Source organism: Pseudomonas sp. MS646 (genome assembly GCF_036693845.1).
In the GTDB taxonomy this organism is placed as follows: domain Bacteria; phylum Pseudomonadota; class Gammaproteobacteria; order Pseudomonadales; family Pseudomonadaceae; genus Aquipseudomonas; species Aquipseudomonas chlororaphis_E.
In genome coordinates, this window is record NZ_CP144763.1 from 732,478 (window position 1) to 747,812 (window position 15,335).

Below are 15,335 nucleotides of genomic sequence, written 5' to 3' on the forward strand. Positions count from 1 at the left end.
ACAGGGAGGTCTGTGATGGACAACACCGCCAAGCGACAAAACACTGTGATCGGCGCGGGGCCGCTTTCTTCCCCGCCAGAGGCGGCGGCTCATGTCGTGCTGGAAAGACTGGCTCAATGGCAGGCCGTCATCGAGGCGCGACTGCAAGCCCGGATGGGCGTGCTGGACGTGCTGGAAGAGTACCTGCTGGTGCAACTGCGCACCCACTATCACGACGGCAACATCGACCCGCATTTCATCGACACCCTGATCGACACGGTGCTGCGACGGATGATCGAGGTGGTGCCCGTGGCCCCGGACGATGAGGCCGAGGCGCCGTACCGCTGGCCGGGTGGGGCCGACCGAGGATTTTCGGCCGAGCGCCAGGAACGGATCGCGCAAGTGATAGAGAGCGTCGCGTCGAGTTTCATCGCGCACTATCGGGATTATCTGCGCCGGCATTGGTCAATGGTCGGGGGCGATGAGCCCTTGGTGGCGGCGGTCAGGCAGCGGCTCGAGGGGCACCTGAGCGACGTCGAGGCGCTGTTGCAACCGCAGCCGTTGGCTGGCCTTGGCATCGAAGCGTTGCGCGAAAGGCTCGAAGTGTTCGAGCAGGACTGGCGCCGGTTCGGCGAGCTGGCCGGGTTGGCGAGCGCCACGCAGCGTCAGCCGCTCGAGGCGCTCGCGCGTGCGCAACTGCCGGAGTGGTTGCGCGGGCTGGGCAAGGACGAGCGTCAGCGACTGGAGGCGCTTGAGGAGCAGACCTCCCAGGCCGAGGCGCTGGTGGATGGCTTGCTCAATGAACTGGGTTCGTTGCAAGCCTTCGCCCGGCGACTGGCCAAGGATTACGTCAGGCGTGAACTGGACATGACGGTCGAACCCGACAGCATTCGCGTGCAGGTGCAATGGCGAGGCGTGATGGGCCAGCCGGTGCGCGTCCACAGCCTCAGCCAGCTGCTGGCGTCGGGTCCGATCAGGCCGGACGCCGTCACGGTGTTCCTGGTGGAAAACGGCGCCATGCTGCGCAACCAGGCGCTGACGCCGTCGTTCATCAGCCAGTTGCTGGCGGACGTCGACGCACCTGCCGGGTATCGGCAAGCGCTGGTGGAGCGCCATGGACGAAGGGACCTGCAGGACGCTTTGTTCGATTGGGTCCTGGCGCGGCTGCAGCAAAGTGCGTTCGTTGCCCGCTGTGCCGGTCATTTGCAGGTGGCCAACCATGAAGCGGTCCAGGCCCTGTGGGGCCGCGAGACCGGCCCCCTGCGGGCGAGTGGCCTGGTGCTGCCCAATGCCTTGCGGTGTGACGATGTGCTCTTGTTTTATCGTCAGGACCTGCAAGGCGATGTGCTGTTGTACGCCCCCGGAAAACCGGACGGCCAGGAGTGGATCGAGCTGCCTTCGCTGTGGGCCGTGAGCGTCGAGGTGGGGGCGTGGACGCGCGACGAGGCCGGCCGAGAGTACCTGTTGCAGAGGATCTCCCCGACGGATCGGGACGCGGCCCGCGAGTATTTCAGCCGCGTGATGGACAAGCCGACGGTCTGGGATTCAAGCCGCGACCCCAGGCGGGCGGTGAGCGGTCTCAGCGAATGCCTGAAAGACAGCGTCGCCAGGGGCGTGGACAACCATCTGGCCCAGGTGGAGCAGGACGAGTCGCCCCGTTGGTACGCGGCGATGTCGCTCGATTCCCGGCGCAACCTCAGCAGCTTGAACCAGGAGCTGCGGGTTCATCAGCGCGTGTTCATCGAGCAGATGGCCGGCTACGAAGTCTTCATGGACTTCGCCAAGCGGGTCGTCACCCAGGCGATTGCCCCGTACATGCGCAGCAAGGGCGTGCAGGCGCCGGTCGATCCGGCCACGGTGCTGATCGACTACAGGCCTGGGCTGACAGGTGCGACGAAAACCGCCAGTCTGCTGGACCTGGCCATCTACGGGTATGACGACAACGGCGGAATCGACGACCCTCGAAAAGGCGTGCGCTCATCGGTCGGCCAGGACCTGCGGCAAGTGCGCAGCGCGGAGCTGGCGGTTTACCTGCGTGGGGCGTATGTGGGGGAGCACTATGGGCGGGACACCCGCGCCCGGTTTCTCGATACCGAGGCGGCGCAATACACCGCCCGCCGCATGGCCTACCGCAATTTGCTGCTGACCCGAATGGACCGCGACCTGCGTGTCGCCATGGGACAGTCCCAGTTGAATGCCGAGCAATTCTGGTGGCTCACCCGGCAGGTCAGTCGGCTGGGCGAGCCGGCGCCGGCGGTCGGTCCGGGATATTCGGGGGCCGCCGTGCAGCAGGAGGGGATGATCCGGTTTACCCTCGGCGGGCAGGTCGTGATCGGCGTGTATGTGTTCGCCTATTTCCAGCCAAGGGGCGTGTATTGGCTGTACACGCCGGATTCTGCGGACGGTATCGCGTTCCGTCGTTACCAGGATTTCTCCGGTGCCGTCGTTGCCCGCCTGCACGATTACTTGCTGGAGCGGGTTGCCCTCGGCGCCCGCGCTGCGGTCAGGCGCACCCTGGTGGCGTTGGCGGCGGGCACCGTGAGCGTGGATACATTGCGCGAGTTCAATCGGGTAAGCGATGTCCGGACGGAGTTCGATGCCTGCATCGAGCGTGCTGTCGCCGATGTGGAAGCGGTCACCCGCAGTCGCGCCGAGGTGATCCGGCAACAGGTCATCAAGGGATTGCTGTTCGTGTCGGCGCCTATGTGCCTGGTGTACCCACCTTTGGGCTTGCTGTTGGATGCAGTCGTGATCGCCAGCAGCGTCAAGCAGGCAGCCGAGTCTCACGGGAAAGGGGACACGGAACGGGCGTTGGGCCATTGGTTGATGGCCTCCTGGGGCGCCTTGTTCGCCGCCTTGGGCGTTACAACCCTGGTGGCATTGCTGGGGCGGGCGGCCAGCAGCCTCCAGCGGGTGGTCAGGCCGCTGTCACTGTCCGCCCAGCGCCTGGCGGGCTTGCCCCCGCGGATGGCCAGGGACGCCGGGCCGGTGCTCCAGCCCATCCGCTTCAAGCCGAAACAGGCGGTGGGCAAGGCCCCTGACCACCTGGAGTACGTGACCAAGGAGGGAATTTTCAACGGGACCTATCGCAGTCCGGCCAGCGCCTCGCAGCCGCGCAGCCTCTACTACGTGCGCCACCAGGGTCGGTACTACCAGGTGAAGGAAAATACCTATTTCGGCGGTTTGTGCCTGGTGGACGCCCGCCGCCCCGGCGCCTTGTACAACGTGCCCATCCGACGGCTGGGGAACGGTAAATGGGTACGTAACGAAGTCGGCCTGCGTGGGGGTAATGATGAGGTGCTTGTCCTCGGGCACGTGAGGGATTTGCGCGAGGCGTTTCCCGGTCATGTCTTCCCGGATGTCTCAAGGGGGGCGTTGCAGGGCGAGGCGCTGGTGGCGCGCTACAGCGAGGCGGTCGCGGACAATTATCTGTTCTCGTTGAACGCGCAGACCTGCGTGATCGCGGCGTTGTACAGCCCGGCCACCCGGACCGGAGCCGTCATTCACTTCGATCACAACATCCGCGCGCTGATCGAGCGCAGCCTGCGGGACGTCATGCAGCGCCTGGACACGACGGCGCAAGAGGTTCGTGCCACCCTGGTGGGCGGGGATTGGCTGACCGGCACTGACATTGGCGGGCGGGTCCGGTCGGCGATGCGGCGCGAAGGCCTGCAACCGACGTGGGATCACTGGTCGTACTCGTCCTGTTTTGGCAACACTTACGGTCTGGCGCTGGACCTGCGCAATGGCGTGACATCGGTCTTCAAGACCTCGCGCGGCCAGGTCGAGCGTTACTACATCCCGGTGCTGGCGCGGGCGAAGAAGAGCGCCGATCCGGTTTCGGCGCGAGCCCGCGGGTTCATGCGGCGCGTGCGCAACGAACCCCTGGTCGCCAATCCCAGCGGTGCCATCAGCACGGGGCAGGGGCGGCTGGCGACGCCGGCGGAAGTCGAAGCGCAGGCCTTCGCGACGGTGCTGCTGAGCTGAGCGATCGGCAGGCAAAAAAAGACCCCGGCCAATGGGCCGGGGTCCTTTACATCACTCGAAGCATCAAGCCTGGTGGGCCAGCTTGTGTTCCAGGTAATGGATGTTGACGCCGCCTTCGCAGAAGCCTTCGTCACGGACCAGATCACGGTGCAGCGGGATGTTGGTCTTGATCCCGTCCACCACGATTTCGTCCAGGGCATTGCGCATGCGCGCCATGGCTTCGTCGCGGGTCGCACCGTAGGTGATCAGCTTACCGATCAACGAATCGTAGTTCGGCGGAACGGCATAACCGCTGTACAGGTGCGAGTCGACGCGAACGCCATTGCCGCCCGGGGCGTGGAAATGCTTGACCGTGCCTGGGCTTGGCATGAAGGTTTTCGGGTCTTCGGCGTTGATCCGGCATTCCAGTGCGTGACCGCGGATGACCACGTCATCCTGGGTGAACGACAGCTTGTTGCCGGCGGCAATGCTGAGCATTTCCTTGACGATGTCGATACCGGTGACCATCTCCGAAACCGGGTGCTCCACCTGAACACGGGTGTTCATTTCGATGAAGTAGAAACGACCGTTCTCGTAGAGGAACTCGAAGGTGCCGGCGCCGCGGTAGCCGATGTCGATGCAGGCCTTGACGCAACGGGCCAGGACTTCCTGGCGCGCCTGCTCGTCGATGCCCGGTGCTGGCGCTTCTTCGAGTACCTTCTGGTGACGACGTTGCAGCGAGCAATCGCGGTCCCCCAGGTGGATGGCCTGGCCTTGGCCGTCGGACAACACCTGGACTTCGACGTGGCGTGGGTTGGTGAGGAATTTTTCCAGGTAGACCATCGGGTTGCCGAACGCCGCGCCGGCTTCGGAGCGGGTCAGTTTCGCCGAGGAAATCAGGTCTTCTTCCTTGTGTACCACGCGCATGCCGCGACCACCGCCGCCGCCAGCGGCCTTGATGATCACCGGGTAGCCCACTTCACGACCGATGCGCAGAGCGGTTTCTTCGTCTTCAGGCAACGGGCCGTCGGAACCCGGAACGGTCGGTACGCCGGCAGCGATCATGGCGTGCTTGGCCGATACCTTGTCGCCCATCAGGCGGATGGTGTCGGCTTTCGGACCGATGAAGGCAAAACCGGAGTTCTCGACCTGTTCGGCGAAGTCGGCGTTTTCCGCCAGGAAGCCGTAGCCTGGGTGAATGGCGGTGGCGCCGGTCACTTCGGCAGCGGCGATGATCGCCGGGATGTGCAGGTAGGAGTGCGCAGCCGACGCCGGACCGATGCAGACGGATTCGTCTGCCAGGCCCAGGTGCATCAGTTCTTTGTCGGCCTTGGAGTAAACGGCGACGGTCTTGATGCCCATCTCCTTGCAGGCTCGCAGAATCCGCAGGGCGATCTCACCGCGGTTTGCGATCAGGACTTTTTCCAACTTCGCAGTCATCAAAGGCTCTCCGCGGTTCAAACGATGGTGAACAGCGGTTGGTCGTACTCAACCGGCTGGCCGTCTTCGACGAGGATGGACTCGATCACACCGCTGGTTTCAGCTTCGATGTGGTTCATCATCTTCATGGCTTCGACGATGCACAGGGTGTCGCCTTTCTTCACGGTCTGGCCCACTTCAACGAAGGACGGCGAGGTTGGCGAAGACTTGCGGTAGAACGTGCCTACCATGGGCGAACGAGCGACGGTGCCGTTGAGTGCCGGAGCGGCGGCAGCGGCTGGAGCAGCGGCGGTGGCGGCTGCCGGTGCGGCTGGCGCAGGGGCGGCGGCGGGTGCTTGCATCGGTGCCGGGGCATAGAACTGCTGGGCTGGCGTCTTGCTGTGGCGGCTGATGCGTACGGACTCTTCGCCTTCCTTGATCTCCAGCTCGTCGATGCCGGACTCTTCCAGCAATTCGATCAGTTTCTTAACTTTACGGATATCCATGAATCATCAACTCCCAAGGGTCGGTCAGGGGCGTGTAGCTTGTTGTTCAAGCTGCTCCAGGGCAGCCTCCAGGGCCAATCGGTAACCGCTGGCGCCAAGGCCGCAGATCACTCCCACCGCTACATCGGAGAAGTAAGAGTGATGGCGGAAAGGTTCGCGTTTATGCACGTTGGACAAATGCACTTCGATGAATGGGATGCTCACCGCCAGCAGCGCGTCACGTAATGCGACACTTGTGTGTGTAAAAGCTGCTGGATTGATCAGAATGAAGTCCACGCCTTCGCCACGCGCGGCATGGATGCGATCGATCAATTCATATTCGGCATTGCTTTGCAGGTAGAGCAGATGATGGCCGGCGGCGCGGGCCCGCTGCTCCAGATCCTGGTTGATCTGCGCCAGTGTCACGGCGCCGTAGACGCCAGGTTCGCGGGTGCCAAGCAGGTTCAGGTTGGGTCCGTGCAGGACCAAAAGGGTTGCCATCTGCTGTTCCTTGTTATCCGTGCGCAGGTGTCAGAACCCGGCGACTATGCCGCAAAGCCTTAATGACTGTCCAGTTCTCTGCAATAGCCAGCACGATGACCGATGTTTGCGCGAAATTTATGACCATGCCCCAGGATCCGGTCATCTGCAGCCGGAAAACCCGCACTGAACCTTGGGGGAGCGGGCTTGCCCGCGAAGGGGCCGGTACATCCAATATCGTCGCAAGCTGACCCAGCGCTTTCGCGGGCAAGCCCGCTCCCACAGTGGGTGTTGTGGTGGATGTTAATCCTGCGACCAACCCGAATGATTGTGGGAGCGGGCTTGCCCGCGAAGGGGGCGGTACATCCGACATCGTTGCAAGCTGACCCAGCGCTTTCGCGGGCAAGCCCGCTCCCACAGTGGGTGTTGTGGTGAATGTTAATCCTGCGACCAACCCGAATGATTGTGGGAGCGGGCTTGCCCGCGAAGGGGGCGGTACATCCGACATCGTTGCAAGCTGACCCAGCGCTTTCGCGGGCAAGCCCGCTCCCACAGTGGGTTGGTGGCGGACGTTAATTCTGGGGCCAACCCGAATGATTGTGGGATAGGGGGTTAGACCCGGAATGCTTGCACCGCCGTGTGCAAGCGTCCGCCCAGTACCAGCAGGTTGTCGCCTTGTTCCCGGCCCTGGCCGATGCGCAGCAGGTTGTCGCCGCCCAGTTGGTGGATGCGTTCGCTGTGGTCGCGGATTTCGCTGACGGCGCCGCTCTGTTGGGCGGTGACGTCAGCGATGCGCACGGCGGTGTCGGCGATGGTCTGGATGGCGCCGACGATTTCATCCAGCGCACCGTCGGCGGCCTGGGCCTGGTTGGCGGTGGCTTCGGCGTGTTCGACCTGGGCGCGCATGCCGTCCACCGACTGGCGTGCGGCCTGTTGCAAGCGGGCGATCAGGGTCTGGATCTCGGCGGTGGCGCCGGCTGTGCGTTGGGCCAGGGAGCGAACCTCTTCGGCCACCACTGCGAAGCCGCGGCCCATTTCCCCGGCGCGGGCCGCTTCGATGGCGGCGTTGAGGGCCAGCAGGTTGGTCTGGTCGGCGATGGAGCGAATCACCGTCAGCACGCCGCCGATGGTGGCCGACTCCTCGGCCAGTTGCTCGATCATTTGCGCGTTGTCCTGCACTTCCCCCACCAGTGCATGCAAACCGGTAAGGCTCAGGCCGATGACTTTCTGTCCTTGTTCCACCGCGTGGCCGGCGCTACGGCTGGCGTCGGCGGCCTGGCTAGCGTCGCCAGCGACTTGCTGGATCGTCGCCTCCAATTCGCTGAGGGAGTCTCGGATCAGCGCCGTGTCGTCGGCCTGGTCCTCGGCGCCGCTGTGCAGCTCGCCGCTCAGTTCCGCCAGGGTCCGGCTGCTGCCGGCCACTTGTTCGGCGTTCACGCGAATGGTGCCCACCAGATCCACCAGGTAGGCGCGCAGGCGATTGAGCGACGCTTCGATGTCCTGCAGTTCGCGGTTGCTGGCGCCCACCCGGATGTCGCGGCTGAAATCGCCCTCCGCCCAGGTCGACAAGGCGGGCGCCAGGTGGGTCAGGGTCCGGGCGAGACGTCGCTGCAAGGTGTCGATGAGCAACGCGATCAGCAGGATCAGGCCGATCATCACGCCCTGGATCAAGCGCACCTCGCCCTGGATCCGCCCGTGTTGGGCCCGCACCGCAGGCTCCATGGCATCGATGGCCTGCTGCACGTCAGCGGTCTTGAGGTGCGTGGCGTTGCTCAATTCGGTGCGTTTCTGGATCAGTTCCCGCGTGCGCGACAGCTCCGCCGGGTAGCGGCCAAGCAGGCTGTTGAGTTCGCGTTTGAGAGCGATGCCGGCATCTTCGGCGGCGGTTTTTTCCTGGGTCTCCAGGCCCATCAGCGCAGCGAAATCATCGCCGGCGGTTTCGCTGCTGGCCGTCACGCCGAGCAGTGGCAAGCCATCGAGCTGGGCGGCCTGGGTGCGGATGCTCTGCAGTTCCCGTTCGACGTCGGCGGCCATTTCACTGCGACCGCTGCTGACCAGCTTGTCCCGGGTGAGAGACAGCCGGCCCAGGTGCTGCGATGCGGCGAACAGCGGTGGCAAGTAGGCCGGCGCGCCTTGGGCGTATTGGGCGAGCTGGTCGAGGTTGGCGCTCAATTCACGTTCGGCCTGGAGCAACAGGGCCTGGGGGTCGCCGGCCAGCTTGCCGGCGCCCAGCAGGTCGGTCTTGCTGAAGCTGTCGAGGTTGGACAGGCTCGGGCGCAGGGTCTGGGCCAGCTCCGGCGGGAACGCATCGAGTTCCTTTTGCAGGGTTTCCAAGGCCTGGGTCGCGGCGCTCAGGCGCAAGGCATCGCCGCTGTTCAGGTACTCCTCGATATTGCGTGTCACCTCGCCCTGAAACTGCCGCGACAGGCCCAGGTAGCGTTCCATCAACAGATAGGGGCGTTCCAGGGCGATCTGCGACCACCACAACGTGGCACCCAGGCCCAGGCACACGGCAACTAAAAGAAGGGTATTGAGATTGGTCAGCAGCTTCAGGCGCATCAAGGGTCTACCAAGGGCAGAATCGTAAGTGCCTGAAGTTATTGCGTTTGAGTTACAGGTTTATGACCGAATCGGTGGATTCCGATGAAAAAGTGGCACTTTGCCTGGCCGCCTGCACGCGGTTGCGTCCGGCGTGCTTGGCCCGGTACAGCGCCTCGTCCGCCTGGCTCGCCATCATCAGGCTGTCGGAGTCATCGCTCATCTCCACCACGCCGGCGCTGAAGGTGCACCACAAGTCATGGGGCTGGGCCGGGTAGTGGATTTCGGCAAAGCGCTGGCGGATTTCATCCAGCACCTTGCAGGCCGCCTCGATGTCGGTGTCGGGCATGACGATGGCGAACTCTTCGCCCCCGTAGCGGCCGATGAAATCGGTCTTGCGCAGACGCTGCTTGAGAAACAGCGCCAGGCTCTTGATCACCCGGTCACCCATGGGGTGGCCATGGCTGTCATTGACCCGCTTGAAGTGGTCGATGTCGAGCATGGCGAAACTCAGCGGCTTGCCTTCCCGGCGGGCGCGGAAACTGCAATCTTCGAGCAACTGCAGGATGTGCGTGTGGTTGTACAGCCCGGTGAGGCTGTCGCGCACCATCCGCGCCTTGAGGTTGCGCGCCCGTGCCGCGCGGTTGCGCACGGTGGTGATCAGGTGGCGGGGCTTGATCGGTTTGGTCAGGAAGTCGTCGCCGCCTTCGCTCATGGCATCGAGCTGCTTGTCCAGGTCGTCTTCGGCGGACAGGTAGATGATCGGCACGCTGACGTAGCGGTCGTTGTGGCGGATCACCTTGGCCAACTCGGTGCCGGTGCAGGCGGGCATGTACATGTCGAGGATGATCAGGTCGGGCTGGAAGTCCGCCAGCTCGGCCATGGCCTGGATCGGCTCGATCAGCGTGCGGGTGACGATGCCGGCACTGTTGAGCAGGCGTTCGGTGTGCAGGGCCTGGGCGCGGGAGTCATCGATGATCAGCACTTTGTAGGGCTCGTACTGGGCGACGCAGGTCAGCACTTCGATTTTTTCCAGCAGGCTCGACGCTTCGAGCGTGCCGGTGAGGAACTCCTGCCCGCCGGCCCGCACGGCCGCCAGGCGGGTCGGCGTGTCGGTTTCCAGCAAACTGAAGAACAGCAGCGGCAGCGGCTGGTCCAGGCCTTCCTGGGCTTCGGCGGCCAGTTTCAGGCCGGCGCCGGGGCCGCTGAAATCCACGTCCATGACAATCGCCGCCGGCAGGCGCTCGACCATCGTCGCCCGAAATGCCGCGACGCTGTCCAGGGCCTGGGCACTGAGACCGAAGAATTCCAATTGCTTGGCCAGGCGCTCGGCGCGGTCGTGGTCTTGCAGCAGTACATAGATGGGTTTGCGCAGCGGCGGCAGGAAGGTCTGTTCGAGTTGGTCGCCATGGCGCAGGCCGGTGCGCGACAGGCGCTGCATCAGGCGGTTGATTTCGGTGATCAGGTGGCTGCTCAGGCGTCCGCGGTTGGCATCCACTGCCTGCAACGACTGACTGATGCCTTGGGCGAGCTGGGTGTGTTCGGGTTGTTCGAAGCGTTCGGCAAAACGCAGCAGCCGCAGATTGGCTTCGCTGAGCTCGGAAAGATCGGTGCTGGACCACTCGCTGCGCTGCAGGCGCTGCCAGATCTCCAGGATCTGACGAGCCTGGTGAATTACCCGCTGGGCAAAGTGATGCTTGAGGCGCTCGCGGCTGGGGTCTTCTGGCTCGGTCATATCCTGACTACTAGTTAGGCTGCATGCTGAGGTCGACTGGTGGCTCTATGCTAGCACCTCTTTTCCCTTGCATCAGTGTCATACGTCAATAATCTGTCCAACCGCGACATTCAGTTAATGACCGGCCAGTTTCGAAGACCGACGGCGGCGCTTCATTTATAGTGGCTGCTCGACGACCCTGCCAGGGCAGGCCTGATTGGCCGCCACATTATCGCGTTTCAAATCAGGCACGATGGCGTAGGGTTGTGGTCGAACCGAGAACTCAAGTGATTGAAGGGATATCGCCATGCTGGACTGGAAAAACCGCGCGGGCAGCGCGCCTGAACGTGCCGCCGAACCGAAATCGGACACCCGCAGCTACCTGGGTGGGCTGTTGTTCAGTCGGGCACTGGCGACGCTGGTCGGCCTGTACCTGCTGGTGACCATCGCCCTGGGTTGGTATTGGAGCCAGGAGCCGGCGCTGTTCCCGGTGCAGCAGAACGCCCAGGCGGCAGCCGAGCGGGACGGCCGGCAAATGGTGGTGGGCTACACCACCGTCGAGACCCTCAAGACCGTGGCCGGCACCTTGCTGACCAAACCGGGCGGCTACATTTCCAACGACCGTTTCCCGCCGGGCCTGTGGATGGACAACATGCCGAGCTGGGAATACGGCGTGCTGGTGCAGGTTCGCGACCTGAGCCGCGCCTTGCGCAAGGACTTCGCCCGTTCCCAGTCACAGTCCGCCGAAGACGCCGATCTGGCCAAGGCCGAGCCGCGCTTCAACTTCGATAACCGCAGTTGGGTGCTGCCCTCCAGTGAGTCGGAGTACCAGGAAGGCATCAATTCCCTGAGCCGCTACCAGGCACGCCTGTCCGATCCGGCCCAGAAGAGCGCGCTGTTCTACGCCCGTGCCGACAACCTGAACAACTGGCTGGGGGATGTCGGCACTCGCCTGGGTTCGTTGTCCCAGCGCCTGTCGGCCAGCGTGGGCCGGGTCAAGCTCAACACGTCGTTGAAAACCGAAATTCCGGCGCCGGGCCAGGTGCCGCAGGTGGATGAAGAAGTCGTCGAGACCCCATGGATGCAAATCGACAACGTGTTCTACGAGGCGCGCGGCCAGGCATGGGCGCTGTCGCATTTGCTGCGGGCCATCGAGGTGGACTTCGCCGACGTGCTGGCGAAGAAGAACGCCACCGTCAGCGTCCGGCAGATCATTCGTGAACTGGAAGCGTCCCAGGAACCGGTCTGGAGCCCGATGATCCTCAATGGCAGCGGCTTCGGCGTGTTGGCGAACCATTCGCTGGTGATGGCCAACTACATTTCCCGGGCCAACGCAGCGGTCATCGACCTGCGGCAACTGCTGAACCAGGGCTGATCGATGAGCGAAAGCGCCCGGGAGGTCGCCCACCGAGCGGCCTCGGATGCCGAGCTGATCGCCTGGGTCGATGAACACGACAACCTGCTGGGCAGCCTGGTGCGCTCGGACCTGCGTGAGCGCGGGCTGATCGGGCGCGGCACCTACATCCTGTTGTTCAACTCGGCCGGTGAACTGTGTGTTCACCGGCGCACGTTGAGCAAGGCGATCTACCCGGGGTTCTGGGACGTGGCGGCGGGCGGCATGGTGCAGGCCCACGAGACCTACACCGAATCGGCCGCCCGGGAGCTGGCCGAGGAACTGGGCGTGAGCGGCGTCGCGCTGACCGCCCACGACCACTTCTATTTCGAGGACACCGGTAGCCGGCTGTGGTGCTCGGCGTTCTCGGCGGTGTGGGACGGCCCCCTGGTGCTGCAACCGGAAGAAGTGCTCGAAGCGCGGTTTCTGCCCATCGACCAGGTGCTGGATGAAATCCGCCGCAAGCCTTACTGCCCGGACTCGCTGGCGGCGTTGGAGCGCTATTTGCGCGCCCACGGCGATGGCGTCGCAAAGAAGCTATAAATTGGCGCCGATTGGCCCTTAGCAAGTCGGCTTTTTGCCGTTACACTGCGCGACTTTTCAAGCTGAACCGACGTCTGCGGTCCAGTAGCGCTGCCCCTGCCTGAGTGGGGCTTCGCGGTCGAGGCATTGCTCTCTCGACCAGTCTTTGTCCTCCCGAGAGGATTGCCGGTGGCCAAAAAAGCCGCATCCTTCGCCGCCTTGGGCGGCCTGGTATTTTCTACCGACGCCGGTCGTCATTGCCCTGATTGCCGTCAACCGGTGGATGCCTGCATCTGCAAACAGACCGTCATCCCTGCCGGTGATGGCATTGCCCGCGTGCGCCGCGAAAGCAAGGGCCGCGGCGGCAAGACGGTGACCACGATCACCGGTGTGCCGTTGGCCGAAGACGCGCTCAAGGAATTGGCGACGACGTTGAAGAAACGCTGTGGCACCGGTGGCGCGTTGAAGGACGGCGTCATCGAGATCCAGGGCGATCACGTCGAGCTGTTGCTGGCCGAATTGGTCAAGCACGGTTTCAAGGCCAAGAAATCCGGCGGCTAGCAGCCTCTGTGAAAACCACCCTCGGCTTGATCCGAACGTACGGTTCGCGGTCGCCCGCATGGTTTTCACAGAGCCTGTTCTGAACGGGTTTCTAAACTCAGCGCTGCCAGCAGGGTCTACCCTGCTGACAGACAATTCGTCATTTTCACTCTCTAGACTGCCCCAGCCTCCGACCGGATGGTGCATTTTGACTTCTTTATAGGGGACTTCGATGTCCGTACGACGCACACGCAAAGACGATGGCAGCCAATGGACAGTTGCGGACAGCCGCAGTGTTTACGGGATTCGCCATTGGGGGGCCGGGTATTTCGCGATCAATGACGCCGGTCGCGTCGAAGTCCGTCCGAACGGTCCCGGCAGCTCGCCCATCGACCTGTTCGAACAAGTCGAGCAACTGCGCCAGAGCGGCCTCTCGCTGCCCTTGCTGGTGCGCTTCCCCGACATTCTGCAAGACCGCGTGCGCCAGCTCACCGGTGCGTTCGACAGCAACATCGCGCGGCTGGAATACCAGAGCCAATACACCGCGCTCTACCCGATCAAGGTCAACCAGCAGGAAGCGGTGATCGAGAACATCATCGCCACCCAGAATGTTTCCATCGGCCTGGAAGCCGGTTCCAAGCCGGAGCTGCTGGCGGTGCTGGCGCTGGCGCCGAAGGGCGGGACCATCGTCTGCAACGGCTACAAGGACCGTGAGTTCATCCGCCTGGCGCTGATGGGCCAGAAACTGGGCCACAACGTTTTCATCGTCATCGAGAAAGAGTCCGAAGTCGGCCTGGTGATCGAAGAGGCGACCTCGCTCAAGGTCAAGCCACAGGTCGGCCTGCGGGTGCGCCTGTCGTCCCTGGCGTCGAGCAAGTGGGCCGATACCGGCGGCGAGAAATCCAAGTTCGGCCTGTCGGCCGCGCAACTGTTGTCGGTGGTCGAGCGCTTCCGCGCCGCGGGCCTGGACCAGGGCATCCGTCTGTTGCACTTCCACATGGGTTCGCAAATCGCCAACCTGGCGGACTACCAGCACGGCTTCAAGGAAGCGATCCGCTACTACGGCGAGCTGCGCAACCTCGGCCTGCCGGTGGACCACATCGACGTGGGCGGTGGCCTGGGCGTGGACTACGATGGCACCCACTCGCGCAATGCCAGTTCGATCAACTACGACATGGACGACTACGCCGGTGTCGTGGTCGGCATGCTCAAGGAGTTCTGTGACGCCCAGGGTCTGCCGCATCCGCACATTTTCTCCGAAAGCGGCCGGTCGCTGACCGCCCACCACGCCATGCTGGTGGTGCAGGTGACCGACGTCGAGAAGCACAACGACGACGTGCCGGTGATCGACAACAAGCTGGAACTGCCGGAAACCGTGCAATGGCTGGTGGACCTGTTGGGGCCGACTGACATCGAGATGGTCACCGAGACCTACTGGCGTGCCACCCACTACATGAGTGACGTGGCCGCGCAGTACGCCGACGGCAAGTTGACCCTGGCCGAGAAAGCCCTGGCCGAGCAGTGCTACTTCGCCGTTTGCCGGCGCCTGCACAATTCGCTGAAGGCTCGCCAGCGGTCCCACCGCCAGGTGCTGGACGAACTCAACGACAAGCTGGCCGACAAGTACATCTGCAACTTCTCGGTGTTCCAGAGCCTGCCGGACACCTGGGCCATCGGCCAGGTATTGCCGATCCTGCCGTTGCATCGCCTCGACGAAGAGCCGATGCGCCGTGCCGTGCTGCAAGATCTGACCTGCGACTCCGATGGCAAGATCAAGCAGTACGTCGACGAGCAGAGCATCGAGACCAGCCTGCCGGTGCATGCCCTCAACACGGGCGAAGACTACCTGCTGGGCATCTTCCTGGTGGGCGCCTACCAGGAAATCCTGGGCGACATGCACAACCTGTTCGGTGACACCGACTCGGTGAACATTTACCAGAACGCCGACGGCAGTGTGTACCACGCCGGTATCGAGACCCACGACACCATCGAGGACATGCTGCGCTACGTGCACCTGTCGCCGGAAGAGTTGATGACTCACTACCGCGACAAGTGCGCCAGCGCCCGGATCAGCGCTGCCGAGCGCACCCAGTTCCTCGACGCCTTGCGCCTGGGCCTGACGCGTTCGTCGTATCTGTCTTCTTGATGGGGGCCTGAGCGTCCACCGAACCTGTGGCGAGGGGATTTATCCCCGTTCGGCTGCGAAGCAGCCGTAAAACCGGCTAACGAGATTTGCCTGTTGCTCCACAGACTGGGTTCTGGGGCCGCTTCGCAGCCCAACGGGGATAAATCCCCTCGC

10 protein-coding genes are annotated in these 15,335 nt (G+C 63.6%); 5 read left to right on the forward strand and 5 right to left on the reverse strand.

The annotated features are described in order from the left end of the window. Positions 1 to 15 precede the first annotated feature (15 nt). Positions 16 to 3,966 (forward strand): DUF6543 domain-containing protein, encoded by a 3,951-nt coding sequence (locus tag V3H56_RS03140; protein ID WP_338474204.1) that lies wholly within the window; start codon positions 16 to 18, stop codon positions 3,964 to 3,966. Positions 3,967 to 4,029: 63 nt separating this feature from the next. Here the strand turns inward: V3H56_RS03140 and accC are convergent, their stop codons facing one another. The 5 genes from accC to V3H56_RS03165 all read right to left on the reverse strand — a co-directional run bounded on the left by accC (position 4,030) and on the right by V3H56_RS03165 (position 10,602). Then, entirely contained in the window at positions 4,030 to 5,385 is a 1,356-nt protein-coding gene (gene accC / locus V3H56_RS03145; protein ID WP_042729012.1) for an acetyl-CoA carboxylase biotin carboxylase subunit, read from the reverse strand. A gap of 17 nt (positions 5,386 to 5,402) precedes the next feature. Next, positions 5,403 to 5,870, reverse strand: coding sequence for an acetyl-CoA carboxylase biotin carboxyl carrier protein (gene accB / locus V3H56_RS03150; RefSeq protein ID WP_042729011.1), 468 nt, complete (start codon positions 5,868 to 5,870; stop codon positions 5,403 to 5,405). Between the two features lie 24 nt (positions 5,871 to 5,894). Beyond that, a complete protein-coding gene (gene aroQ, locus V3H56_RS03155) occupies positions 5,895 to 6,350 on the reverse strand; it encodes a type II 3-dehydroquinate dehydratase (protein ID WP_042729010.1) in 456 nt (151 codons plus the stop codon). Positions 6,351 to 6,941: 591 nt separating this feature from the next. After that, positions 6,942 to 8,888: a methyl-accepting chemotaxis protein gene (locus V3H56_RS03160; RefSeq protein WP_042729009.1), complete on the reverse strand. Its 1,947-nt coding sequence runs from the start codon at positions 8,886 to 8,888 to the stop codon at positions 6,942 to 6,944. Between the two features lie 52 nt (positions 8,889 to 8,940). Beyond that, the gene (locus V3H56_RS03165; RefSeq protein ID WP_047736014.1) at positions 8,941 to 10,602 is read right to left on the reverse strand and encodes a PleD family two-component system response regulator; all 1,662 of its coding nucleotides are present in this window, start codon (positions 10,600 to 10,602) and stop codon (positions 8,941 to 8,943) included. Positions 10,603 to 10,888: 286 nt separating this feature from the next. Between V3H56_RS03165 and V3H56_RS03170 the strand changes: the two genes are divergently transcribed. From V3H56_RS03170 to speA, 4 genes are all read left to right on the forward strand, one after another. Then, on the forward strand, positions 10,889 to 11,956 hold the full coding sequence (locus V3H56_RS03170; protein ID WP_042729007.1) for a DUF2333 family protein: 1,068 nt from the start codon (positions 10,889 to 10,891) through the stop codon (positions 11,954 to 11,956). 3 nt (positions 11,957 to 11,959) lie between these two features. Then, positions 11,960 to 12,517 carry an NUDIX hydrolase gene (locus V3H56_RS03175; RefSeq protein ID WP_123579472.1) on the forward strand — a complete coding sequence of 186 codons (558 nt, stop codon included), beginning with the start codon at positions 11,960 to 11,962 and terminating at the stop codon, positions 12,515 to 12,517. A gap of 168 nt (positions 12,518 to 12,685) precedes the next feature. Further along, entirely contained in the window at positions 12,686 to 13,057 is a 372-nt protein-coding gene (locus V3H56_RS03180; protein WP_024781395.1) for a translation initiation factor Sui1, read from the forward strand. Between the two features lie 211 nt (positions 13,058 to 13,268). After that, positions 13,269 to 15,182 carry an arginine decarboxylase gene (gene speA, locus V3H56_RS03185; protein WP_042729005.1) on the forward strand — a complete coding sequence of 638 codons (1,914 nt, stop codon included), beginning with the start codon at positions 13,269 to 13,271 and terminating at the stop codon, positions 15,180 to 15,182. The last annotated feature ends 153 nt before the right edge of the window (positions 15,183 to 15,335 follow it).